Source organism: Streptomyces davaonensis JCM 4913 (assembly GCF_000349325.1).
In the GTDB taxonomy this organism is placed as follows: Bacteria; Actinomycetota; Actinomycetes; order Streptomycetales; family Streptomycetaceae; genus Streptomyces; species Streptomyces davaonensis.
This window is the reverse complement of record NC_020504.1, coordinates 2660312-2683688: the sequence shown is the minus strand read 5'-3', so window position 1 is coordinate 2683688 and position 23377 is coordinate 2660312. Positions and strand designations below refer to the sequence as shown.

The window sequence follows — 23377 nt, the reverse complement described above, 5'->3', positions numbered from 1 at the left end:
GCGCGTCCCGGCGCACATAATTCGCGGGACTGTTCGGACACCGTTGCGCCAGGATGACCGTCATGGACACAGAAGGCCTGGTCGAGGTCTGGCGGCGGATCCTGGCGCCCTCAGGGACCTCATGGGTGCTCTTCGAGCACGGGACGTGCGTGGTGCTGAAGGAGCCCGCGGGAGACCTCGCGGGACAGGCCTCGGGGATTCTCGGCGAGTTCGGCCCGGTGCACGTGGGCTCCCCGGCCGGTGACTTCAATGTGCTCACGCTCAAGGACGATCTGGGCTGGCTGGTCACCGGCCATCACCCGGACGTCGTCACCCATGTCGCCCTCGACGAGCCCGTCGACCCTTCGCACCTGGCCGTCGGCATTCACGGACGCGGCAAACGCCACCAGGACGGCACGGACCTGAATGTCGTCCATGTCGAGGACCGGCGCCCGGCCACGGACTGAGCACGCCGGTGCCCCGCACACCAGCAGGCGTGCGGGGCACCGGCGTTCAGTGCAGGGCGCTTACGCGGGGACGCTCGCCACGCCCGGCGCCAGGAACTTCTTGCCGTTCACTCGCTCCGAGACACCCTCACGGTCCAGGTACGGCGTGATGCCGCCCAGGTGGAAGGGCCAGCCGGCGCCCGTGATCAGGCAGAGGTCGATGTCCTGGGCCTCGGCGACGACGCCCTCGTCGAGCATCAGGCCGATCTCCTGGGCCACCGCGTCCAGGACGCGGTCGCGGACCTGCTCCTCGGTCAGGACGACATCGCCCTGCTTGAGGAGTGCGGCGACCTCGGGGTCCAGCTCCGGCTTGCCGGAGTCGTAGACGTAGAAGCCGCGCTTGCCCGCCTTGACGACGGCGGCGAGGTTCGGGGAGACCGTGAAGCGGTCCGGGAAGGCCCGGTTGAGGGTCTCCGAGACATGCAGGCCGATCGCGGGACCGACCAGCTCCAGGAGCACCAGCGGCGACATCGGCAGACCCAGCGGCTCGACCGCCTTCTCGGCGACCTCGACCGACGTGCCCTCGTCGATGACGTTCTGGATCTCGCCCATGAAGCGGGTCAGGATGCGGTTCACGACGAACGCCGGGGCGTCCTTGGTGAGGACCGCGGTCTTCTTCAGCTTCTTGGCGACGGCGAAGGCCGTGGCCAGCGAGGCGTCGTCGGTCTGCTCGCCGCGCACGATCTCCAGCAGCGGCAGCACGGCGACCGGGTTGAAGAAGTGGAAGCCCACGACCCGCTCGGGGTTCTTCAGCTTCGACGCCATCTCGCTGACGGACAGCGAGGAGGTGTTGGTGGCGAGGATCGCGTGCGCCGGGGCGACCGCCTCGACCTCGGCGAACACCTGCTGCTTGACGCCGATCTCCTCGAAGACGGCCTCGATGATGAAGTCGGCGTCGGCGAAGCCCTCGGCCTTGTCCAGCACACCGGTCACCAGGGCCTTGAGGCGGTTGGCCTTGTCCTGGTTGATACGGCCCTTGCCGAGCAGCTTCTCGATCTCGGCGTGGACGTAGCCCACACCCTTGTCGACGCGCTCCTGGTCGATGTCGGTCAGCACGACCGGCACCTCCAGGCGGCGCAGGAAGAGCAGCGCGAGCTGGGAGGCCATCAGACCGGCGCCGACGACACCGACCTTGGTGACCGGGCGGGCCAGGTTCTTGTCCGGGGCACCGGCGGGGCGCTTGCCGCGCTTCTGCACCAGGTTGAAGGCGTAGATGCCGGAGCGCAGTTCGCCACCCATGATCAGGTCGGCGAGCGCCACGTCCTCGGCGTCGTAGCCCTGCTGGAGGTCGCCGTTCTTGGCGTTGGCGATGATGTCCAGCGCGCGGTAGGCGGCCGGGGCGGCGCCGTGCACCTTGGAGTCCGCGATGAAGCGGCCCTTGGCGACGGCCTGGTCCCAGGCCTCACCGCGGTCGATCACCGGACGCTCGACCTCGACGTCGCCCTTGAGGACGTTCGCCGTCCAGATCAGCGACTGCTCCAGGAAGTCCGCACCCTCGAAGAGGGCGTCGGCGATGCCGAGGTCGAAGACCTGCTGGCCCTTGAGCTGCTTGTTCTGGTTGAGGCTGTTCTCGATGATCACCGAGACGGCCTTCTCGGCACCGATCAGGTTCGGCAGGATCGTGCAGCCGCCCCAGCCCGGGACCAGGCCCAGGAAGACCTCGGGCAGCGAGAAGGCGGGCAGCGCCTTCGACACGGTGCGGTAGGTGCAGTGCAGACCGACCTCGACACCGCCGCCCATGGCCGCGCCGTTGTAGTACGCGAAGGTCGGCACCGCGAGCGCGGCGAGGCGCTTGAAGACCTCGTGGCCGCCCTTGCCGATGGCGAGCGCGTGCTCGTGCTCCTTCAGCAGCTCGACGCCCTTGAGGTCGGCGCCGACGGCGAAGATGAACGGCTTGCCGGTGATGCCGACGCCGACGATCGAGCCGTCCGCGGCCTCCTTCTCGACCTGGTCGATGGCGAGGTTGAGGTTCGCCAGGGACTGCGGTCCGAAGGTGGTCGGCTTGGTGTGGTCGAAGCCGTTGTCCAGCGTGACGAGCGCGAAGCGCCCGGCGCCGAACGGCAGGTCGAGGTGGCGTACGTGCGCGGACGTCACGACCTCGTCGGGGAACAGCTCGGCCGCACCCTTCAAAAGCTCAGCGGTGGTGCTCACTTGTCCCCCTCGAAGTGCGGGTTCTCCCAGATGACCGTCGCGCCCATGCCGAAGCCGACGCACATGGTGGTCAGGCCGTAGCGGACGTTCGGCTGCTCCTCGAACTGGCGGGCCAGCTGCGTCATCAGACGCACGCCCGACGAGGCCAGCGGGTGGCCGAAGGCGATGGCGCCGCCGTACTGGTTGACGCGCGCGTCGTCGTCGGCGATGCCGTAGTGCTCCAGGAACGCGAGCACCTGGACGGCGAAGGCCTCGTTGATCTCGAACAGGCCGATGTCGTCGATGGTGAGCCCCGCCTGGGCGAGGGCCTTCTCCGTCGCCGGGATCGGGCCGTAGCCCATGACCTCCGGCTCCACACCCGCGAAGGAGTAGGAGACGAGGCGCATCTTCACCGGGAGGTTGTTCTCCCGGGCGAAGTCCTCGGAGGCGATGAGGGAGGCGGTGGCGCCGTCGTTCAGACCGGCCGCGTTACCCGCGGTGACCCGGCCGTGGACGCGGAACGGCGTCTTCAGACCGGTCAGGTTCTCGATCGTCGTGCCCGGACGCATCGGCTCGTCGGCGGTGACCAGGCCCCAGCCCGTCTCACCGGCCTCCGGGTTGGTGCGGCGCACCGAGATCGGCACCAGGTCCTGCTGGATCTTGCCGTTGGCGTACGCCTTGGCGGCCTTCTCCTGCGAGCGCACGGCGTACTCGTCGGCGCGCTGCTTGGTGATCGTCGGGTAGCGGTCGTGCAGGTTCTCGGCGGTCATGCCCATGAACAGCGCCGACTCGTCGACCAGCTTCTCGCTGACGAAGCGCGGGTTGGGGTCCACGCCCTCACCCATGGGGTGGCGGCCCATGTGCTCGACACCACCGGCGATGGCGATGTCGTACGCGCCGAAGGCCACGCCGCCCGCGACGGCGGTGACGGCCGTCAGGGCGCCGGCGCACATGCGGTCGATGGAGTAGCCGGGCACGGACTGCGGCAGCCCGGCGAGGATGCCCGCCGTGCGGCCGATGGTCAGACCCTGGTCACCGATCTGCGTGGTCGCGGCGATGGCGACCTCGTCGATCTTGCCGGGCTCCAGGCCGGGGTTGCGGCGCAGCAGCTCCCGGATCGCCTTCACGACGAGGTCGTCGGCGCGGGTCTCGTGGTAGATGCCCTTCGGGCCCGCCTTGCCGAACGGGGTGCGGACGCCGTCGACGAAGACGACGTCCCTGACGGTACGAGGCACGATGGCTCTCCTCCAGGGTGCGGGACTGCACTGCTGCGGCGCATGCACTGAGCGCGCGCTTACGACCATGCTACTTATGAGTAACGTAGCTGCACAGTCCCGGAGGCGGGAGCGGCGAAGGTCACATCCCCGGGGGAGCCGTCGATCCTCGCGGAGATCGCAGCATGCCGTCGGAAGACCTTGGCGTGATCTCGACGTCCCTGTTCCGCTTCCGCGGCCGCACGGCTACGCCGACAGTGCCGCCACCAGGACCGGGGTCACCTGGTCGATCTGCCAGGGGCGGGCGCCGTGGGAGGCGAGGGCGGCGCTCACCGAGTCCGGGTCCACCGGCTTCGGGGGCTCCCAGCAGACCCGGCGCACGGTGTCCGGGGTGATCAGGTTCTCCTGGGGCATGTTCAGCCGCTCCGCCAGCGCGGACACTCCGGCGCGGGCCGCCGAGAGCCGGGCCGCGGCGACCGGGTCCTTGTCCGCCCAGGCCCGCGGGGGCGGCGGGCCCGTGACCGACTGGCCGGGCTGCGGCAACTGCGACTCGGTGAGCGCCTTGGCGCGGTCCACCGCGGCCTGCCACTGCTCCAGCTGCCGCCGTCCCATCCGGTGCCCGAAGCCGCTCAGCGCGGAGAGCGCGTGCACGTTGGCCGGAAGGCCGAGCGCGGCCTCCACGATCGCCGCGTCGGAGAGCACCTTGCCCGGCGAGACGTCCCGCCGCTGGGCGATCCGGTCCCGCGTCTCCCACAGCTCGCGCACCACACCGAGCTGCCGGCGCCGCCGCACCTTGTGCATCCCGGAGGTCCGTCGCCAGGGCTCCTTGCGGGGCTCGGGCGGCGGGGCCGAGGCGATGGCGTCGAACTCCTGCCGGGCCCACTCCAGCTTGCCCTGCCGGTCCAGCTCCTTCTCCAGCGCGTCCCGCAGGTCGACCAGGAGCTCCACGTCCAGCGCGGCGTAGCGCAGCCACGGCTCGGGCAGCGGGCGGGTGGACCAGTCGACCGCGGAGTGGCCCTTCTCCAGTACGAAACCGAGGACGTTCTCGACCATCGGGCCGAGCCCGACCCGCGGGAACCCGGCCAGCCGGCCGGCCAGCTCGGTGTCGAAGATCCGGCTGGGGATCATGCCTATTTCCCGCAGGCACGGCAGGTCCTGGGTGGCCGCGTGCAGCACCCACTCGGCATCGGCCAGCACCTCGCCGAGACCGGAGAGGTCCGGACAGGCCACGGGGTCGATCAGTGCGGTGCCCGCGCCCTGGCGGCGCAGCTGCACCAGATAGGCGCGCTGTCCGTAGCGGTAGCCGGAGGCGCGCTCGGCGTCCACGGCGACCGGGCCGGAGCCGGCGTCGAACGCGGCGATCACCCGGGCGAGGGACTCCTCGTCGGCGATCACCGGCGGAATGCCTTCGCGCGGTTCCAGCAAAGGCGTGGGTTCAGGGGCCGGAACCCCGCTCGGCGCCCCCGTAACAGACGATCCGCCGTCGTCCGGAGGGGCGCCTCCGGTGGTTCGCAGTGAGCTGTCTGCTGCGGTCTCTTGGGCGTCGGTCACCTGTCAAGGGTATCTGTGTATGGACAGCGCCCGTCGACGGAACGTTCCGTCGACGGGCGCCTGGGGGTCGCAAACCAGTCAGGTCGGTGAATAGTCCGGTTCACGACGGGCGGGACACGGACGGAGCGGACCAGCGGCCGATCCGTTCACGTCCGTGAATGGTGGGAGTGGGGGTCAGTGGATGATGCCGGTGCGCAGGGCGACGGCGACCATGCCGGCCCGGTCGCCCGTGCCGAGCTTGCGGGCGATCCGGGCGAGGTGGCTCTTGACGGTCAGCGCGGACAGGCCCATCGAGACGCCGATGGCCTTGTTCGACTGGCCCTCCGCCACCAGTCGCAGCACCTCGACCTCACGGCCGGACAGTTCGCGGTAGCCGCCCGGGTGGCTCGGGGCACCCGGGGGGCGGCGGTGCATACGGGCGGCGGCACCGATGGGGGCGGCACCGGGCCGGGTGGGGAGCCCGACGTTGGTGCGGGTGCCGGTGACGACGTAGCCCTTGACGCCCCCGGCGAGGGCGTTGCGGACGGCGCCGATGTCGTCGGCCGCGGAGAGGGCGAGGCCGTTGGGCCAGCCCGCGGCGCGGGTCTCCGACAGCAGGGTCAGGCCGGAACCGTCGGGCAGGTGGACGTCGGCGACGCAGATGTCGCGGGGGTTGCCGACGCGGGGACGGGCCTCCGCGATGGACGACGCCTCGATGACATCGCGGACACCGAGCGCCCACAGGTGGCGGGTGACGGTGGAGCGGACTCGGGGATCGGCCACGACCACCATGGCGGTGGGCTTGTTGGGGCGGTAGGCGACCAGGCTTGCGGGCTGCTCAAGGAGAACGGACACCAGGCCTCCTGGGGTGCGGGACGGCTTTGAAGGTCACAGTCGTCTTCGGCACCGAGCCCGGAGTCCTTTAGAGAATGATCACGATCTAGTGAGTAACAATTGGTGCAATTCGGACGTACGGTCGATCGTTCGGTGAACGAATCGGTTCGTTCGAGTGGTCACTCATGACTGAAAGTGGTCGTATCGACAAAGTGATGCCCACACGTTCGCGACTCATGCCTGTCTGATCGTCCCGGTCCGGCGCGACCGTTCTAGCGCGACTGCGGTCCCCGGCGCTGCGGCAGCGTCACCACCGCCGCGTCACCGGGACCGGCCGGCGGCAGTCCCGCGATCTGCGCCAGCAGATCCGCCCACGACGCCAGATGCCCCGCGGTGTCCGGCACCCCGCCGAGGCCCTCGCGCGGGGTCCAGGAGGCGCGGATCTCGATCTGCGAGGTCGACGGGCGTTCGGACAGTCCGCCGAAGTAGTGCGAACTCGCCCGCGTGACCGTGCCGCTGGGCTCGCCGCACGCCAGACCGCGGGCCTGAAGCGCCCCGGTCAGCCACGACCAGCACACCTCCGGCAGCAGCGGATCCGCCGCCATCTCCGGCTCCAGCTCCGCCCGCACCAGCGTCACCAGCCGGAACGTGCCCCGCCAGGCGTCGTGCCCGGCCGGATCGTGCAGCAGCACCAGGCGGCCGTCCGCGAGATCCTGGTCGCCGTCGACGACCGTGGCCTCCAGTGCGTACGCGTGCGGGGCGAGCCGTTGGGGCGCGCGTGTCGACTCCACCTCGATCTGCGGCCTCAGCCGGCTGCTGCGCAGGGCCTCCACCGCGGCTCGGAAGACCGGCGGCGCCGAACTGCTCGTCTGCCCGTCCACCTCCCCGGTGTCCTTCGCGTCATCCATTCCACCCGACACTCGTCCCTGAGCCGCAGCCATGCCGGAAGGTTAAGGGGAACGGAGCGGCTGCGCTGGCGTAGACACCCGCGATGTTCCGGGGCGGCCAAGGGGGAGGGGCCTGAGGTTGTGTGCCGAGTGCGGGTGTGCGGGGGGCTTGTCGCGCCCCGCGGCGGAGCCGCAAATCGATACAGCCCCGCGCCCCTGAGGTGGGGACAGCGGGTGTGCGCCTTCATGCGAGACTTTCCGCGTGAGTGCACACGAGACGACGCCGACCGCCACGCATGACTCCGCCTTCCTGAGGGCCTGCCGCCGGGAGCCTGTGCCGCACACGCCCGTGTGGTTCATGCGGCAGGCCGGGCGCTCGTTGCCGGAGTACCGCAAGGTGCGCGAGGGGATTCCGATGCTGGAGTCCTGCATGCGTCCCGAGCTGGTCACCGAGATCACCCTCCAGCCGGTGCGCCGCCACAACGTGGACGCGGCGATCTACTTCAGCGACATCGTCGTCCCGCTCAAGGCCATCGGCATCGACCTCGACATCAAGCCCGGCGTCGGCCCGGTCGTCGAGAACCCGATCCGCACCCGCGCCGACCTGGCTCAGCTGCGTGACCTGACCCCCGAGGACGTCTCCTACGTCACCGAGGCCATCGGCCTGCTCACCCGCGAACTCGGCGCCACCCCGCTGATCGGTTTCGCGGGCGCGCCTTTCACCCTCGCGAGTTACCTCGTCGAGGGCGGACCGTCGCGTACGTACGAGAACGCCAAGGCGATGATGTACGGCGACCCCGAGCTGTGGGCCGATCTGCTGGACCGCCTCGCGGAGATCACCGGCGCTTTCCTGAAGGTCCAGATCGAGGCCGGTGCCTCCGCGGTGCAGCTCTTCGACTCCTGGGTCGGCGCGCTCGCCCCCGCCGACTACCGGCGCTCGGTGATGCCCGCCTCCGCCAAGGTCTTCAAGGCCGTCGAGGGCTACGGCGTCCCGCGCATCCACTTCGGCGTCGGCACCGGTGAACTGCTCGGCCTGATGGGCGAGGCGGGCGCGGACGTCGTCGGCGTCGACTGGCGGGTCCCGCTGGACGAGGCGGCCCGCCGGGTCGGCCCCGGCAAGGCGCTCCAGGGCAACCTCGACCCGACCGTGCTGTTCTCCTCCACCGAGGCCGTCGAGACCAAGACCCAGGAGGTCCTCGACGCGGCGGCGGGCCTGGAGGGCCATGTCTTCAACCTCGGCCACGGCGTCATGCCGAACACCGACCCGGACAGCCTGACCCGGCTCGTGGATTACGTCCACACCCGCACCGCGCGCTGACTCACCCCGGGTACCGGGGCCGGGCCCGCCTGCCGAACAGCAGGCCGCGCGGCTCCGGTGGCGGCGGGGTGCCCGGTTTCAGCGGCCAGGCGAGCAGCATGCCCGCGAGGAAGCCGACGACATGCGCCGTGTACGCGACGGTGCCGGCGTCGGTGATGCCCTCGCCGGAGGAGTACACCGCCTGGAGCACGAACCAGAACCCCAGCACCAGCCAGGCCGGCAGCCGCAGCGGCAGGAAGATCAGGAACGGCACCAGCACCCACACCCTGGCCTTCGGATACAGCACGAGATAGGCGCCCAGCACCCCGGCGATGGCACCCGAGGCGCCGATCAGGGGGTCGCCGGAGTTGTCGTTGAGGAGCGCGAAGCCGTAACCGGCCGCGTAGCCGCAGACGACGTAGAACAGCAGGAACCGCACATGGCCCATGCGGTCCTCGATGTTGTTGCCGAAGATCAGCAGGAACAGCATGTTGCCGAGCAGGTGCAGCCAGCCGCCGTGCAGGAACATCGCCGTGAGGACCGACAGGGCCGGTGACTTGTCGTAGCCCGGCTCGCCGATCACGCAGCCAGGGCCCTGGGGGCCGGCCGCGATCTCGCCGGTCGGGACCAGACCGGGCAGCTGATCGTGGATCAACTCCCTTGGCACCGCCGCGTAGTGGTCCAGGAACGCGTGCAGCTGGCACACCTGGGACAGTTGGCTCTCCCCGGCGACGGCGATCGTGCCGGGCATGGCCAGGAAGACGAGGACGTTCGCGGCGATCAGGCCGTACGTCACCCAAGGGGTGCCCCGTACGGGGTTCACGTCATGGACGGGAATGACCACGGTTGTCTTCTTCCCCGGATGAGGTCCGGGAATCGGTGAACGCCGGTGCCCCCGCGCGCGTATGGCTTCTCAACCGGGTCTACGTGAGGACGGGCGATGAACGATCGAGTGGCTCCTTCGATGCACGCGCTGCCGGATGGTGAGGCGGAGCTCTCCGTGGTGGTGCGGCTGCCGTGGGAGGACGTCGCACGGCTCGGCCAGGAGGCCGGTCGGCTCGCCGCGCAGACGGGGCGGCCGGTGACGCTGGACGAGGCGGTCAGCCACCGGCTGCGGTCCGTGCGGGCGTCCGCGGCGCATGCCAAGCCGGGTCTCGGGAGTGGGGAGCAGCCGGTGGCTGCTCCGTCGAGTGCGTCCGTGGCTTCGCTGCCGAGGATCAGCGGGACGGCTTAGGGGCGTTGCGCCACCGCCTTTGACGCCTTTCTGGCGGCTACCAGTACGGGGTCCCAGACCGGGCTGAACGGTGGGGCGTAGCCCAGGTCCAGGGCTGTCATCTGCTCGACCGTCATGCCTGCGGTCAGGGCCACTGCCGCGATGTCGACCCGCTTGGCGGCGCCCTCGCGGCCAACGATCTGGACGCCCAGGAGGCGGCCCGTGCGGCGTTCGGCGAGCATCTTCACCGTCATCAGGGAGGCGCCGGGGTAGTAACCGGCCCTGCCGGTCGACTCGATGGTGGCCGTGACGTACTGGAGGCCGACGCGGTCGGCGTCCTTCTCGCGCAGCCCGGTGCGGGCGATCTCCAGGTCGCAGACCTTGCTGACCGCGGTGCCGACCACGCCGGGGAAGGTGGCGTAGCCGCCGCCCGCGTTGGTGCCGATGACCTGGCCGTGCTTGTTGGCGTGGGTGCCCAGGGCGATGTACCGCTGCTGGCCCGAGACCAGGTCGAGGACCTCCACGCAATCGCCGCCCGCCCAGATGTTCTCGTGGCCGCGCACCCGCATCCCGAGGTCGGTGAGCAGTCCCTGGTGGGCGCCGAGGGGGAGCCCCGCCGCCCGGGCCAGTGCTGTCTCCGGGCGGACGCCGATGCCGAGGACCACGACGTCCGCCGGGTACTCGGCGTCCTGAGTCGCCACCGCGCGGACGTGTCCGTCGGCACCGGTGAGGATCTTGGTGACCTCGGCGTCGTCGACCATGGTGATGCCGAGCCCGGACATGGCCTCGTGCACCAGCCGGCCCATGTCCGGGTCGAGCGTGGACATCGGCTCCTTGCCACGGTTGACGACGGTCACCTCGTAGCCGCGGTTGATGAGCGCCTCGGCCATCTCCACGCCGATGTACCCGGCCCCGACCACCACCGCGCGCCGCCCACGCGTGCGTGCCAGCGTGTCGATCAGCACCTGCCCGTCGTCCAGCGTCTGCACGCCGTGCACCCCCGGCGCGTCCACGCCCGGCATCTCCGGCCGGATCGGCCGGGCACCGGTGGCGATCACGAGTTTGTCGTACGACGTCCAGGACTCGGCCCCGGAATCGACGTCACGCGCGCGTACCCGCTGTCCCGCCACGTCGATCTCCATGACCTCGGTGCGCATGCGCAGATCGATGTCCCGCGCGCGGTGCTCCTCGGGCGTGCGGGCGATCAGCTCGTTCCGCGCGGAGACGTCGCCGCCCACCCAGTAGGGGATGCCGCACGCCGAGTAGGAGGAGAAGTGGCCGCGCTCGAAGGCCACGATCTCCAGTTCCCCGGCGCTTCTCATCCGGCGCGCCTGCGACGCCGCGGACATTCCCGCGGCGTCGCCGCCGATCACGACCAGCCGTTCCCGTGTACCCCGCCCAAGGCTCATGTTCATGCGAACACGCTACGGGCGCAGATCATTTCGGGCTCGCGGTCAGTCCTCCTCGGGGCCGAGCGCGGGCTCGGAGGTGCGGTTCAGACGGGGGTGGACCAGGCGGAGCCAGAGCACGATCAGCAGGGCAGCGCCCGCCGCGAACGGCAGGATCGCGGCGACGGCCATGACGATCCACCGCAGCATCGTCACGAAGGCGTCCCAGCCGCCCGTCAGCGCGTCCACGACCCCCGGGTCGTCGTCCTCGGCGACCGCCTTCTTCACCGGCGTCTCGGACAGCGACAGGGTGATGGTGGCCAGGCTCGTACGGTCCTTCAGGGACGCCTGCTGGGCGAGCAGCGACTCCAGGTCCGCCTGGCGGGAGCTCAGTTCGCCCTCCAGCGTCACCACGTCGCTCAACTTGGTGGCCTGGTCCATCAGCTCCCGGATCCGGGCCACGCTGGCCCGCTGCGTCTTGATCCGGCTCTCCACGTCCACGACCTGGTCGGTGACGTCCTGTGCCTTCGCCGTGCGGTCGAGCAGCTTGCCCGTGCCCTCCAGATCGGCGAGGACGTCCGCGTAGGAGTCGACGGGCACCCGCAGCACGACCCGGGTGCGCTCCCTGCCCTTCCCGTCGCGGCTGGTCGTCTCGTTGCCGACGTAGCCGCCCGCGTTCTCGACGGTGGCGCGGGCCTCGTCGAGGGCCTTCGGTACGTCCTTGACCTGCACGGTCAGCGAGGCGGTACGGATGATGTGGCTCGCGGTCACCTTCGGCGGGGCGGCCGCCTTGTCGGCGCCGGCGTCCCCGGCCGCGGCGCCCTCGGGGCTCCGCGCCTCGGACTGGGCGGCGTCCTTGCTGCCGCCGGCGGAGTCGTTGGAGTCGTTGGCGCCGCTGCACCCGGTCAGCGCCAGGGCCGCGGCCAGCAGCAGACCGGCCGCTGCATGGACGGGTCGAACGGAACGTCGTGAGCGCATGAGGCGTACCCCCCGAGGGTTGTGACGGGCCTTGAATGCTCCTTCGACGCCCGACCGGGCCCGGACGTTGGCCTCCGCCGGTTCCGATGCGGTCACGGTCCGGACTCGGGCCGGGCACACGGGGGCCGCCGGTCGGCGGCGGGTCCGGGCCGAACGGCCCTGGCGGGAGTGTCAGTGGGGTTTGAGAGAGTGGGATCATGCACGCAGCGGACACGGATTCGGACACTCCAGCGGAACGCGGACATGTCGTCGTCATCGGCGCCGGGATCGCCGGCCTCGCGGCCGCGCATCGGCTGCTCGCCGAGGGCAGACGGGTGACCGTGCTGGAGGCCGCGGACCGGGTCGGCGGCAAGCTGCTGCCCGGCGAGATCGCGGGCGTCCGCGTGGACCTCGGCGCCGAGTCGATGCTCGCGCGCCGCCCCGAGGCCGTCGGTCTGGCCCGCGAGGTCGGCCTCGCCGAGCGCCTCCAGCCGCCGGCCACCGCCACCGCCTCCCTGTGGACCCGCGGCGCCCTGCGCCCCATGCCCAAGGGTCATGTCATGGGCGTCCCCGGCACCGCCGCCGCCCTCGCCGGAGTGCTCTCCGACGAGGGCCTCGCCCGCATCGAGCGGGACACCGAACTGCCCCGCACCGAGGTCGGCGAGGACGTGGCGGTCGGGGCGTACGTCGCCGAGCGGCTGGGCCGGGAGGTCGTCGACCGTCTCGTCGAGCCGCTGCTGGGCGGGGTGTACGCGGGCGACGCCTACCGCATCTCGATGCGCTCGGCCGTCCCCCAGCTCTTCCAGGCCGCACAGACCCATGACTCCCTGACCGAGGCGGTCCGCGAGATCCAGGCCAAGGCCGCCGCCCACCAGCAGCAGTCCGGCCCGGTGTTCATGGGCATCCAGGGCGGCATCGGCACCCTTCCGCTCGCCGTCGCGGAGTCGGTGCGGGCCCGGGGCGGCGAGATCGTCACCGGCGCCCCGGTGACCGGGCTGCGCCGCGCGCCGGACGGCTGGCGGATCGTCACCGGCGGCCGGACACTGCGCGCGGACGCCGTCGTCATCGCCGTACCCGCCCCCGTCGCCGCCGGACTGCTGCGCGCCGAGGTCCCCGCCGCCGCGGCCGAGCTGACCGCCGTCGAGTACGCCTCCATGGCCCTGATCACCCTCGCCTACCGCCGCGCCGGGACCGCGCTCCCCGAGGGCAGCGGATTCCTGGTGCCGCCCGTCGACGGCCACACCATCAAGGCCTCCACCTTCGCCTCCCGGAAGTGGGGCTGGATCGCCGAGGAGGACCCGGACCTGCTGGTGCTGCGCACCTCCGTCGGACGCTACGGCGAGACCGAGATCCTCCAGCGGGACGACGCCGCCCTCGTCGACGTCTCCCGGCACGACCTCAAGGCGGCGACCGGCCTCGACGCCACCCCGGTGGCCACCCGCGTCACCCGCTGGACCGAGGGTCTGCCCCAGTACCCCGTCGGCCACCACGCGCGCGTGGCGCGCATCCGCGAGCACCTCGGCCGCGTCCCGGGCCTGGCCGTGTGCGGTGCCGCCTACGACGGGGTCGGCATCCCGGCGTGCATCGCGAGCGCCCATGCCGCCGTCGACCAGATCCACGGTGACCTGCGCGCAGTGCAGGAGCTCACCGCCAACCCGGTGCAGAGTCTGCACGGAGGAGCAGGAGAATGAGGGACATGAGTGACGACGCCCCCACCACCGAGTCCGGCAGGATCCCGAACAAGGGCAAGCTGGCCAAGGACCTCAACGAGGTCATCCGCTACACCCTCTGGTCCGTCTTCAAGCTGAAGGACGTCCTGCCCGAGGACCGCAGCGGTTACGCCGACGAGGTCCAGGAGCTGTTCGACCAGCTCGCCGCCAAGGACGTGACGATCCGCGGCACCTACGACCTGTCCGGGCTGCGCGCCGACGCCGACGTCATGATCTGGTGGCACGCCGAGACCAGCGATCAGCTCCAGGAGGCGTACAACCTCTTCCGCCGCACGAAGCTCGGCCGCGCGCTGGAGCCGGTCTGGTCGAACATGGCGCTGCACCGTCCCGCCGAGTTCAACCGCTCGCACATCCCGGCGTTCCTCGCCGACGAGACGCCCCGCGACTACGTCAGCGTGTATCCCTTCGTGCGCTCCTACGACTGGTACCTGCTGCCCGACGAGGACCGCCGCCGCATGCTCGCCGACCACGGCAAGATGGCCCGCGGCTACCCCGACGTCCGCGCCAACACCGTCGCCTCGTTCTCGCTCGGCGACTACGAGTGGATCCTCGCCTTCGAGGCGGACGAACTGCACCGCATCGTCGACCTGATGCGCCACCTGCGCGCGTCCGAGGCCCGCATGCACGTCCGCGAGGAGGTCCCGTTCTACACGGGCCGCAGGAAGTCGGTCGCCGACCTGGTCGCAGAGCTGGCCTAGGACTTCTCGGGGCTCGGCTCCGGGTGCGGTGCGCACGCGGCGCGCCGCACCGGGAGCCGCCCTTCCAGCAGGTACGCGTCCAGATGCGCGTTGACGCACTTGTTGGGACCGCCCCCGATCCCGTGCGTCCCCGCGTCCCGCTCGGTCACCAACACCGAGTCCCACAGCCGCCGGTGCAACTCCAGCGCCCCCTCATAAGGCGCCGCGGCATCCCGCTCGGCAGCAAGAATCAGCGTCGGCGGCAGCTCACCGGGCCCCGTTCGCACATCGATGGGCGACTGACGCGGCGCGGGCCAGTACGCGCAGGGCAGATTCGCCCACACGTTGTCCCACGTCTCGAACGGCGCCACCCGCGCCAACCGCGTGTTGTCCCGGTCCCACACCCGCCACTCGGTGGGCCACGGCCCGTCGTTGCATTCGACGGCCGTGTACACCGCCTTGCTGTTCTCCGCCTCGGCGGCCGCCTCCGTCACCGGCGCCGCGATGTCGATCAGCGGCTGCGGATCGCCCTTGAGGTACGCCGACAGCGCCTCCGCGCGCAGCGGCCAGTAGTCGTCGTAGTACCCGGCCTGGAGGAAGGCCCCGTGCAGTTGCCCCGGACCCACCTTGCCGCCCGCGGGTTCGGCGGCGAGCCGCGCGCTCGCCCTGAGGTAGCTGCGCAGCACCTTCGCCGGGGTGTCGCCCAGGCCGTACACCTTGTGGTGCTTGGCGATCCACTCCCGCAGGTCCGCCCAGCGGCTCTCGAACGCCGCTGACTGGTCGAGGTTGTTGCGGTACCAGATCTGCTCCGGCTCCGGGTTCACCGCCGCGTCGAACACCATCCGCCGCACGTGCGAGGGGAAGAGCGTCGCGTACAGCGCGCCGTAGTACGTGCCGTACGAGGCGCCCATGAACGTCAGCTTCTCCTCGCCCAGCGCGGCCCGCAGGACGTCCAGATCACGGGCGTTGTTCAGGGAGTGGTAGTGCCGCAGCGCGCTGCCGGAGCGCTGGGCGCAGCCGCGGGCGTACGCCTTCGCCTGCGCGATGCGCTCGCGCTTGTACGACTCCGAGGGGTGGAGGGGGGCCTGGGTCGGGCCCTTGAAGAACCTCTTGGGGTCCTGGCAGGAGAGCGGGGCGCTGTCGCCCACCCCGCGCGGGGCGTAGCCGACGAGGTCGTAGGCGGCCGCGATGCGCTTCCACTCGGGCATCAGGCCGATCAGCGGGAAGTACATGCCCGAGGCGCCGGGGCCGCCCGGGTTGAAGACCAGGGCGCCCTGCCGGGGCACCCGGCGCTTGCTGTTGTGCGGGTCCTTGTGGGTGGCCAGTACCCGGCTGACCGTCAGCTTGATCTGCTTGCCGTTCGGATCCGCGTAGTCCAGCGGGACGTTCACCGTGCCGCAGCGGAGGCTGCCCGGCATGTCCTGTCCCTCGGAGCAGGAGCCGAAGCGGATGCCGGCGTCCTTCGCGCGCTCGGCGGCCACCACGGTGCCGCGCAGCTCGGCCAGGCCGGGCACGGCCTCCGCGCCGTCGGCCGGGGCGGCGGCGAGGGTGGTCAGGAGCAACGACCCGGCGGCCGAGTAGAGGGCGGGGGCTCTCATCGCGTGTCCCTTCGGTGCGCGGACGCAACAAAAGGGATGGTTCGTTCGGTCGTCGGCGAAGGCAAGCACCGTCCGCCGGTGTCGGCGTCAATGCCCCTTGTGCGCTCCTCCGCGAGCCGATGGCGTCAGTGGCGCCGGAGGGGCTCGCGGTGCTCGAAGGCCGCCCGCAGGTCGGGTTCGCCTATCGCGCGGACACCGCGGACGGCGACCGTGGTGAGATACCGGCGGTCGTCCCCGCCGGCCGTGTGCCGGGCGAGGGTGCCCAGCAGCCGCTGTCCGGCCGGGGAGGCCCAGCGCGAGTACGGGTGGATCTCGACCCGGGCGATGGCCAGACAGCTCAGGGTGAGCGCGAGGGGCAGCCCGAACCAGAGGGCGACCAGATGCCGTGGCACGTCGGCGGCGCCCGGCATCAGCAGCGCGGTCGCGCCCAGGACGAGGACGACCGCCGCGGCGAACTGCACCTGCCGCACCGCCGCCGCGGTCCCGGTCCGGGCCCCGTCCGGCACTGCGAGGCCCGCCCGCACCAGCCGGTCGGCGAGGCTGCCCACCGCCTCCGCACCGGCCGCGGCGTCCCGTACCGGCTCGATACGGGACTGCCCCTCGGGCCCGATGGCCCCTATGACGGACCGTTCGATGTCGTCGCGGCCGCGCGGGTCGACGACCGTCGCCCAGCCCGTACGCGCGAGCAGTAGCCGGCGCTGGCGGGCCATGGAGACCAGGGTCAGATCGGCGACCCGGCGGGGGCCGCCGGACAGGAACGCGGCCTCGTACAGCGTCAGATCGTGTTCCCGGCCCGCGTTCACATCCGCGGCCGCCGCGTGTACGGCGGCCAGGCACAGCCGGGTGCAGGCGGTGCCGGCCACGGCCCAGGCCAGGAGCAGAAGAAGGACCCAGAACATGGCTCCATTTTGCGGCTAAACCGCCGCCGCTCTCGCGGACTTGGTTGCTCGCCGCGGGGGTTCCTCAATTAATGGTTGCGGTTTTGGGTCGTTTGTCACGACTCACTGGCATTGGTGGGCGGGCGGCTGGCGGCGGGCGGCAGGGTGTACGTCGGTGTCGGCACCGGCGAGGGGGTCACGGGGATCGCGGGCGAGGGGTCGGTCACCGGGCCCGGCGGCGCCGGGGAACGGGTCAGCGGGGGAGTGCTCCCGTCGGCCATGTCCCGGGCCAGCGCGTCGAAGTCGACGTACCCGGTGGCCTCCAGGACGGTGATGTGGTCCAGCACCGTGGTGTTGGCGTCATTGGCGAGCTCGCGCACCAGGGTGTTGCGGGTGCTCGCGCGGACCTGGGCGACCACCGAGAACACCTTGCCGTGCGCAAGACGCAGCAGGTTGGCGAACTGCCAGTCGTACTCGGCGCCCTGGGCGGAGTCGAGGATGCCGAGCCACTCGCGCTGCTGCTCGCTCGGCTCGTTGGGCAGCGACAGGGAGAGCTTGGCGGCGACGTCGCGGACCCGCTCGTCCAGGAAGGCGTGCCCTTCGACGAGATGCTGCCCGGCGGTCTGCACGGCGGCCGTACCGCCCTTGCGCTGGGCCTGCTGACCTGCGGGCAGCTCCCAGAGCCCGGCCAGCCGCACCTTGGTGATGAACTCGCGGTCCAGGCCCGACAGCGGGCCGTACTCCGTCGACACGGTCTCGGCGTTGAGCACGTCCTGACCCGTCCCGGAGCGGTCGGCGTACGACCAGATCGGGACGATCAGCGCCACGAGGGTCGCCGTCAGGCCGGTGATGATGAGTCCGGTTCCGCTGAGGATGCCCCGGCCGGGGACGGGCGGTCGCGGTCGCATGGTGCCTCCAGTTTCGGCACCGCACGTCAGTGCGTTTCGAGGGGTGGGATGGGCATATTAACGACTAATCAGGGCCCCTCGTTCACCGGCGGGTCAGAGACCGCCGTATCCGCGCCAGCCTGGAGTGCGCGAGCGGGGCCGGGCCCGAGCGCTCCCGCCACCACTGGTTCAACTCCTTCCTGGCGTGCGTCTCCAACGCTGTCTCCCCGTGCAGCAGTTGACCGGCGAAGTCGAGCGCGTCACGGCGATAGCCGCTGGTCATGGGGTTGCGCTGGGCGTAGGCGAGAAAATTCGGCCGGTATCGCGGGCCCAGGATCACGGGCAGCTCGGGCGCGACCTTCGCGACCACATCCGCCCGCTTCGCGGCGAGCGCCCGCGCCTGTACGCCGAGGCGCGCCCGGTCGAAGCCCTCGGGGGCGGGGGTCCCGGCGACGAGGGCGGAGAGCAGCGCCGCCTGGTCCAGGGCGAGGCGCCCGCGGGCCTCGTCGTCGCCGGCCGGTTCCGGTGCGGTGCCGGAGGGGGCGGGCCGGGCGTCCGCTACCCTGCCGCCCTTGTCGACGGCGGCCCGGATCTCGTCCAACTCCCTTTCCAGCTCGGTTGGTTCGGGGAAGTTCTCGTCGCGCTCCAGGAGCACACCGGGCGGGGCGACCCGGGACGCGAGGTCGGTGAGGATGTCCAGCACGGGCCGCGGGACCGGGTGGGCGTGGCTGTCGTGCCAGACGCCGTCCCGCTCGAAACCGCCCGCGACATGGACGTACGCGAGGGCCTCCAGCGGCACCTCGGCGAGCGCCTCGGCCGGGTCCTCGCCCCGGTTGACGTGGTTGGTGTGCAGATTGGCGACGTCGATGAGCAGCCGCACGCCGGTGCGGTCGACGAGGTCGTAGAGGAACTGCCCCTCGGTCATCTCCTCGCCGGGCCAGGAGAACAGGGCGGCGATGTTCTCCACGGCGAGCGGCACGGGGAGGGCGTCCTGGGCGATCCGGACGTTCTCGCACAGCACCTTCAGGGCGTCCCGGGTGCGCGGCACCGGCAGCAGATGGCCGGCCTCCAGGCGCGGCGACGCGGTGAGCGGGCCGCCCGCCCGCACGAACGCGATGTGCTCGGTGACCAGCGGCGAGCCCAGCGCCTCGGCCCGCTCGGCGAGCGCGGTCAGCCGGTCCGCGTCGGGCCGCTCCGCCCCGCCGAGCCCGAGCGAGACACCGTGCGGGACGACGGTGACCCCGCGCTCCCGCAGCCGCAGCAGCGACTCCGGGAGATGCCCGGGACATACGTTCTCGGCGACGGCCTCGACCCAGTCGATCCCCGGCATCGCCTCCACGGCCTCCGCGATCTCCGGCCGCCAGCCGATACCCGTCCCCAGTCGCTCCATAACTGTCCCCCTACTCCACATGTGCAGGGGGTATGGCCCGGGCGCCGGGCGGTGAATCCCCCCGGCCCGGGCTTCAGAGCAACATTTGAGGTTGGGCGCGGGGTCGGCCCGGCCCAGGGCGTGTCCGATGCGTCGGCACGGGCCCTAGTGCGGTCCCGGCGGCTCCGGCGACAGTCCGGGGACCACCGTGAACGTCGCGTCCTTCCGGTCCAGGTCGCTGTGGACCTCTTCGACGAAGAGGTGGAAATCCCTGTGCCGCAGGAACCGGTCGGGGAAGTTGAAGGACCGGAACGACACCGCGTTCGGGTCTGCGAGTCCCGGGACCATGGCGAACGTGGCGTCCTTCCGCATCAGCTGCATCTCCGGGGAGTCGGGCGGGGGCGTCGACCCGGGGGGAACGAGCGGGGTGTTCGGCCCCTCGTGAAGCTTGACGCGGAAGTCCTGGTGCCGCAGGAAGTGGAGGGGGAAGTTGACGGACCGGAAGGACACGAGGCTGCGGTCGGCCAGGCCGTTCACCATGTCGAAGGTGGCGTCGGTGCGGTCCAGGTCGCTCGCGACGGCCGACAGCTCTCCCAGGAAGTTCGCGTGCCGGACGAAGTGATTGTCGAGGTTGAAGGACTTGAGTGAGGAACCCATGGTGCGCACTCCCTTGCAGCCGTCGGAGGGATCGCCAGTCAGGAAAACGCCCTCAGGAAAGCGTCTCTCCGCCCGGCCGGCCCCACCAACCCGGATCGCCCCTTTCCTGCGGATGGCGGCGTAATGGGTGCCCTCCCGCGCGTACGGGCGTAGCATCCGGCCACCCAGGTCGAACATGGCTCCCGGACCCTGGATTTCAACAAATCGTCGACGCGAGCTTTCCGCAGGGCGTCACAGTAGTTGCCCTCGCGACCCGCCGGACAGGCCCGAGAAGGACCAGAACTCCGCCCAGTTCTCCGGGTCGAGGGCGATGACCCGCTCGTCGAAGTCCTTCTCGACCTCGCAGACGACGGCGGAGCCCTCGGCCCACCAGCAGGACAGCTCGTCCGGCTCGCTGAGCGTGCGCCCGGCCCGGAGTCCGGCGGGCGGCTTGCCGGTGGAGACGGCGAGCAGGTCGCCGATCCGGGTCTCCGACTCGAAGGGCGCGCCCACGACCGCCGTGAACAGACCGCCACCGACCGGGCTCAGCTCGGTCTCGTCGAGGCGGTCCAGATACGTCCACGCCTTGCTGCCGTCGGCCGTCCTGCGGCCCTCCACGGTGGCACCGCCGCGCCCCACGACAACGCCGGTGCCGACGAAGCGGGCGTCGAAGCCCTGCTCGGTCCAGGTCGTCTGCCGAGTGGCGAGGGAGACGCCGACGCTCACGGCATCGCTGTCACCATCGAAGGTGAGAACCGCGGTGGTGGCATCGGCCCCGGCGAGGTAGGGATCGCCCTCCTCGTGTCCTTCGGGCCGTTCGAGCGTGGCCGTCCACAGGCGCTTGCCGGAGTCGGCGGCGACGGCGGTGAGTTCGATCAGGGGCCGGTCGGGAGTGGTGCCGGAGCCGGGTTCGGTGACGGAGAACGCGGCGAGCAGGGCGATCCCAGCTCCTCGCCGTCGAGCACGCTCACCGCCCGGACCTCTTCGTCGGAGACGGCGGACGCCGTGGTGTCCCTGCGCCGCCCTCGCCCCCGCTGCCACAGGCCGTCAGCAGACCGAGCACGAGCCCGACGGGCACGACGAAACGACCTTCGCGCGTCGACAGACGCATGTGAACTCCCCCGTGGAGCAAGTCGGTTACTGATCAGAAACCCGACCTGATCATGCCATCACCGCTCGTCCCGCCGCAGGGACGGATGATCCGCGACCACCGTGCAGGAGCCCGGGGCGATCTCCGTGAAGCCCGCGTCCCGGACGAACGGCAGACCGCTGGTGGTGAGGCCGGTCCAGCGGTCGCGGGGCGCGGTCCGTACGGCGAGCGGGAACCCGGCGTCGCGCCAGGCCGTACGCTCCTCCTCGGACAGCTCCCACCAGGCGAGCTGGGCGCCGTGCCCGGCCTGGGCCATCGCCTTGCCGGCCGACATGTCGAGGTCGGGGTTGAGCCACAGCACCGGCGCGGTGGGATCCGCCGCGACCGGGACCTCCGGATCGTCGAGATCGGTGCCGGACACCTGGAGCTTGGCCAGCTCCTTGGGCCACCCGTCGAGGGGTACCGGCGGAAAGACCCGCACCTCGGCGGACTTCCCGGTCACCGTGATCCCCGGGAGTGCCTCCGCCTTCCGCCACTCGGCGCCCCGAGCCCGCCGTACGACCTTCCGGATCCGGGCGTCCTGCCAGTCCCGCATGGCCTCGGCCCACTCCCCGTCCCCACCGGCCCGCTCGTCCGAGAGCAGCACCAGCACGGCACGGGCGGCGGTCTCCAGGGCGTCGGTACGAGCAGGGGGCGCGGCCCGCTCGATCCGCACGACGAGCGGCAGCACGAACTGCGGCGCGAGGTCGCGGGGGGTGGCTTCGGACCGGAACGGACTGTCGGCGGAGGCGGTGGGTTCTTGGCTCACCATTCCAAGTCTGCCAGCCCGAAGATCGGCTCTCGCGAGTACGACAGGATGGCCTCATGCAACGCGATCTTCGCCTGGACAACGTGGGCCGCCGCTACGGCCTGCGCGGACCCTGGGTCTTACGGGCGGTCAACCTGGCCATGGCTCCCGGAACACTCACCCGAGTCGAGGGCGCGAACGGCACCGGAAAATCCACCTTCCTGCGCCTGCTCGCCGGCATCGACGCCCCCACGGAGGGCCGCATCACCGGCCGCCCCCGCACGGCCTACGTCCCCGAGCGCTTCCCCACGGCCCTCCCCTTCACCGCCCTCGGCTACCTCACCCACCTGGGCACGGTCCACGGCCTGTCCCGCGAGTCGGCCCGGCGCGCCGCAGGCGACTGGCTGGAGCGCTTCGGCGCCGCCGGATACGCCCGTACGCCCATGGCCCAGCTCTCCAAGGGCAGCAGCCAGAAGGTCGCCGTGGCCCAGGCACTGCTCGCCGAGCCGGAGTTGCTGGTGCTGGACGAGGCCTGGACCGGCCTCGACGCCGACGCCCGCGCCGAACTGGAACGCGCGGTCGCGGACCGCACCGCCGCCGGGGCCTCCGTGGTCTTCGTCGACCACGACCCACGGCGGCTGGCCGGAGTCCCGGACGTGATCTGCACGGTCCGCGGCGGCTCCGTCAACCGCCGTACGGAACAACGGACTTCGCAGGAGGGTGCCGGGCCGCGGACGGTCGTGGTCGCGCAGGGTCCGAGCGGCGGAACCCTCCCCGCCGAGACCGCCCGGCTCCCTCTCACCGCTCTCGAGGAGACCACCGCGGGCAGCTACCGCATCACGGTCCCCGCATCCCACTCCGACGTCCTGCTCCGAGCCCTGCTGACGGCCCGCCCTCCGTGGCATGTGGTGACCGTGGGCAAAGAGGAAGCCCAGTGACCGCGCTGCTCCGCTATCAGACCGCCCTGCTGCTGCGCTCCCAGCGCTGGCTGCCGCCGTTCCTGCTCTACGCCGTCTTCCTGGCCGTGGGCGTCCAGGGCGGTCAGCCGGTGCTGGACTCGCTCGGCTACGCGGCGGCGGCCCTGCTGCCGGTCGCTGCCTGGCTGGTGCGGATCTGCGTCACCGGCGAACCGCCCGCGGCCCGGGGCGTCGTGGCGGCGGCCGTCGGACCGGGACGGGCCCACCTGGCCGCGCTCCTGGTCGCGCTGACGGCGGCGGCGACGCTCGGCACAGTGGCGACGGTCGTGGTGACGCTGATCAGTGATCCGAGGACCGCCGACTATCAGGCGGAGGTTCCGCGGCTTCCGGCGGGCGCCGCGGGACTGGTCGCCGCGCTGGTCTGCGCGCTGCTGGGGACGGCCGTAGGAGCGCTGACCACCTGGCCGGTGCTGCGCACGACGGGTCGCGCGATACCCGCGATGCTCCTCGCTGCGCTGCTGTCGGTGGTGCTGACCGGCTCGCCCGCGCAGGCGGCGGTGAGCGGACTGGTCACGGGCTCCCGCTCGGGCACGGTCCCGGTGTCGGCACTGCCCCTGGTCGCCGCCGCTCTCTTCGCCGCCGCGGCGATCGCCCTGGCCTGCGTGCTCTGCTCCCGCAGATCACCCTGAGCAGGCGGTCCGCTCGGCCTCCCGCCACTCGCAGACCGGGCAGAGCGTGATGCCCTTGAAGGACTCCGGGTACTCCGTGGGCTCCCGGCACAGCACGCACTCGGCGTACGGAGGACCGTCGGCCTTGGGCGGCTTGGTCGCGTCGGCGATCGTGCAGTAGTCGCTGTCGCTCATGAGTCCAGCG

Annotated in this window: 23 protein-coding genes; 7 read left to right on the top strand and 16 right to left on the bottom strand. The window is 71.6% G+C overall.

Going from position 1 to position 23377, the window contains the following annotated elements; translation table 11 throughout:
* The first annotated feature begins 53 nt into the window (after positions 1–53).
* Positions 54–446 carry a hypothetical protein gene (locus BN159_RS11655; RefSeq protein ID WP_041819122.1) on the top strand — a complete coding sequence of 131 codons (393 nt, stop codon included), beginning with the start codon at positions 54–56 and terminating at the stop codon, positions 444–446.
* Positions 447–506: 60 nt separating this feature from the next.
* Here the strand turns inward: BN159_RS11655 and BN159_RS11650 are convergent, their stop codons facing one another.
* The 5 genes from BN159_RS11650 to BN159_RS11630 form a co-directional block, all read right to left on the bottom strand.
* Positions 507–2636: a 3-hydroxyacyl-CoA dehydrogenase NAD-binding domain-containing protein gene (locus BN159_RS11650; RefSeq protein ID WP_015657168.1), complete on the bottom strand. Its 2130-nt coding sequence runs from the start codon at positions 2634–2636 to the stop codon at positions 507–509.
* On the bottom strand, positions 2633–3850 hold the full coding sequence (locus BN159_RS11645; RefSeq protein WP_015657167.1) for a thiolase family protein: 1218 nt from the start codon (positions 3848–3850) through the stop codon (positions 2633–2635). Before BN159_RS11645 ends, BN159_RS11650 begins: the two co-directional genes overlap by 4 nt.
* A gap of 225 nt (positions 3851–4075) precedes the next feature.
* Positions 4076–5380 carry a ribonuclease D gene (locus BN159_RS11640; RefSeq protein WP_193384278.1) on the bottom strand — a complete coding sequence of 435 codons (1305 nt, stop codon included), beginning with the start codon at positions 5378–5380 and terminating at the stop codon, positions 4076–4078.
* 174 nt (positions 5381–5554) lie between these two features.
* A complete protein-coding gene (locus BN159_RS11635) occupies positions 5555–6214 on the bottom strand; it encodes a helix-turn-helix transcriptional regulator (RefSeq protein WP_015657165.1) in 660 nt (219 codons plus the stop codon).
* A 251-nt stretch (positions 6215–6465) separates the two neighbouring features.
* Positions 6466–7101, bottom strand: a complete 636-nt coding sequence (locus BN159_RS11630; protein ID WP_015657164.1) for a DUF3000 domain-containing protein — start codon at positions 7099–7101, stop codon at positions 6466–6468.
* A gap of 241 nt (positions 7102–7342) precedes the next feature.
* Here BN159_RS11630 and hemE point away from each other — a divergent pair, with 241 nt between their 5' ends.
* Positions 7343–8398 carry a uroporphyrinogen decarboxylase gene (hemE, locus tag BN159_RS11625; protein ID WP_015657163.1) on the top strand — a complete coding sequence of 352 codons (1056 nt, stop codon included), beginning with the start codon at positions 7343–7345 and terminating at the stop codon, positions 8396–8398.
* A 1-nt stretch (position 8399) separates the two neighbouring features.
* On the opposite strand, the gene BN159_RS11620 is transcribed toward hemE, so the two are convergent.
* Complete coding sequence (locus BN159_RS11620; RefSeq protein ID WP_015657162.1) at positions 8400–9221, bottom strand: rhomboid family intramembrane serine protease; 822 nt, start codon at positions 9219–9221, stop codon at positions 8400–8402.
* Positions 9222–9317: 96 nt separating this feature from the next.
* On the opposite strand from BN159_RS11620, the gene BN159_RS11615 reads away from it, so the two are divergent.
* Complete coding sequence (locus tag BN159_RS11615) at positions 9318–9611, top strand: hypothetical protein (protein WP_015657161.1); 294 nt, start codon at positions 9318–9320, stop codon at positions 9609–9611.
* On the opposite strand, the gene BN159_RS11610 is transcribed toward BN159_RS11615, so the two are convergent.
* Together BN159_RS11610 and BN159_RS11605 are read right to left on the bottom strand one after the other, a co-directional pair.
* Positions 9608–11005, bottom strand: a complete 1398-nt coding sequence (locus BN159_RS11610) for an FAD-dependent oxidoreductase (protein WP_015657160.1) — start codon at positions 11003–11005, stop codon at positions 9608–9610. The genes BN159_RS11615 and BN159_RS11610 overlap by 4 nt on opposite strands.
* Positions 11006–11044: 39 nt before the next feature.
* Positions 11045–11956: a DUF4349 domain-containing protein gene (locus BN159_RS11605; RefSeq protein WP_015657159.1), complete on the bottom strand. Its 912-nt coding sequence runs from the start codon at positions 11954–11956 to the stop codon at positions 11045–11047.
* A gap of 197 nt (positions 11957–12153) precedes the next feature.
* Between BN159_RS11605 and hemG the strand changes: the two genes are divergently transcribed.
* A complete protein-coding gene (gene hemG / locus BN159_RS11600; protein WP_015657158.1) occupies positions 12154–13626 on the top strand; it encodes a protoporphyrinogen oxidase in 1473 nt (490 codons plus the stop codon).
* A gap of 5 nt (positions 13627–13631) precedes the next feature.
* A complete protein-coding gene (gene hemQ, locus BN159_RS11595; protein WP_015657157.1) occupies positions 13632–14363 on the top strand; it encodes a hydrogen peroxide-dependent heme synthase in 732 nt (243 codons plus the stop codon).
* Here the strand turns inward: hemQ and BN159_RS11590 are convergent.
* The 7 genes from BN159_RS11590 to BN159_RS11560 form a co-directional block, all read right to left on the bottom strand.
* The gene (locus BN159_RS11590; protein WP_015657156.1) at positions 14360–15940 is read right to left on the bottom strand and encodes an alpha/beta hydrolase; all 1581 of its coding nucleotides are present in this window, start codon (positions 15938–15940) and stop codon (positions 14360–14362) included. The two genes, hemQ and BN159_RS11590, sit on opposite strands and share 4 nt — an antisense overlap.
* A gap of 125 nt (positions 15941–16065) precedes the next feature.
* Entirely contained in the window at positions 16066–16839 is a 774-nt protein-coding gene (locus BN159_RS11585; protein ID WP_015657155.1) for a TIGR04222 domain-containing membrane protein, read from the bottom strand.
* Between the two features lie 95 nt (positions 16840–16934).
* Positions 16935–17726, bottom strand: a complete 792-nt coding sequence (locus BN159_RS11580; RefSeq protein ID WP_015657154.1) for a DUF4142 domain-containing protein — start codon at positions 17724–17726, stop codon at positions 16935–16937.
* An 82-nt stretch (positions 17727–17808) separates the two neighbouring features.
* Positions 17809–19095 (bottom strand): DUF692 domain-containing protein, encoded by a 1287-nt coding sequence (locus BN159_RS11575; RefSeq protein WP_015657153.1) that lies wholly within the window; start codon positions 19093–19095, stop codon positions 17809–17811.
* A 144-nt stretch (positions 19096–19239) separates the two neighbouring features.
* On the bottom strand, positions 19240–19731 hold the full coding sequence (locus BN159_RS11570) for an AbfB domain-containing protein (RefSeq protein ID WP_051113498.1): 492 nt from the start codon (positions 19729–19731) through the stop codon (positions 19240–19242).
* Positions 19732–19962: 231 nt separating this feature from the next.
* Positions 19963–20751: a hypothetical protein gene (locus BN159_RS11565; protein ID WP_015657151.1), complete on the bottom strand. Its 789-nt coding sequence runs from the start codon at positions 20749–20751 to the stop codon at positions 19963–19965.
* Between the two features lie 128 nt (positions 20752–20879).
* Positions 20880–21611 (bottom strand): peptidyl-tRNA hydrolase, encoded by a 732-nt coding sequence (locus BN159_RS11560; protein ID WP_015657150.1) that lies wholly within the window; start codon positions 21609–21611, stop codon positions 20880–20882.
* A 53-nt stretch (positions 21612–21664) separates the two neighbouring features.
* On the opposite strand from BN159_RS11560, the gene BN159_RS11555 reads away from it, so the two are divergent.
* Both BN159_RS11555 and BN159_RS11550 read left to right on the top strand, forming a co-directional pair.
* A complete protein-coding gene (locus BN159_RS11555; protein WP_015657149.1) occupies positions 21665–22525 on the top strand; it encodes an ABC transporter ATP-binding protein in 861 nt (286 codons plus the stop codon).
* Positions 22522–23193, top strand: coding sequence for a hypothetical protein (locus tag BN159_RS11550; RefSeq protein ID WP_015657148.1), 672 nt, complete (start codon positions 22522–22524; stop codon positions 23191–23193). Before BN159_RS11555 ends, BN159_RS11550 begins: the two co-directional genes overlap by 4 nt.
* On the opposite strand, the gene BN159_RS11545 is transcribed toward BN159_RS11550, so the two are convergent.
* The gene (locus BN159_RS11545; protein WP_015657147.1) at positions 23185–23367 is read right to left on the bottom strand and encodes a hypothetical protein; all 183 of its coding nucleotides are present in this window, start codon (positions 23365–23367) and stop codon (positions 23185–23187) included. The two genes, BN159_RS11550 and BN159_RS11545, sit on opposite strands and share 9 nt — an antisense overlap.
* Positions 23368–23377: the final 10 nt, after the last annotated feature.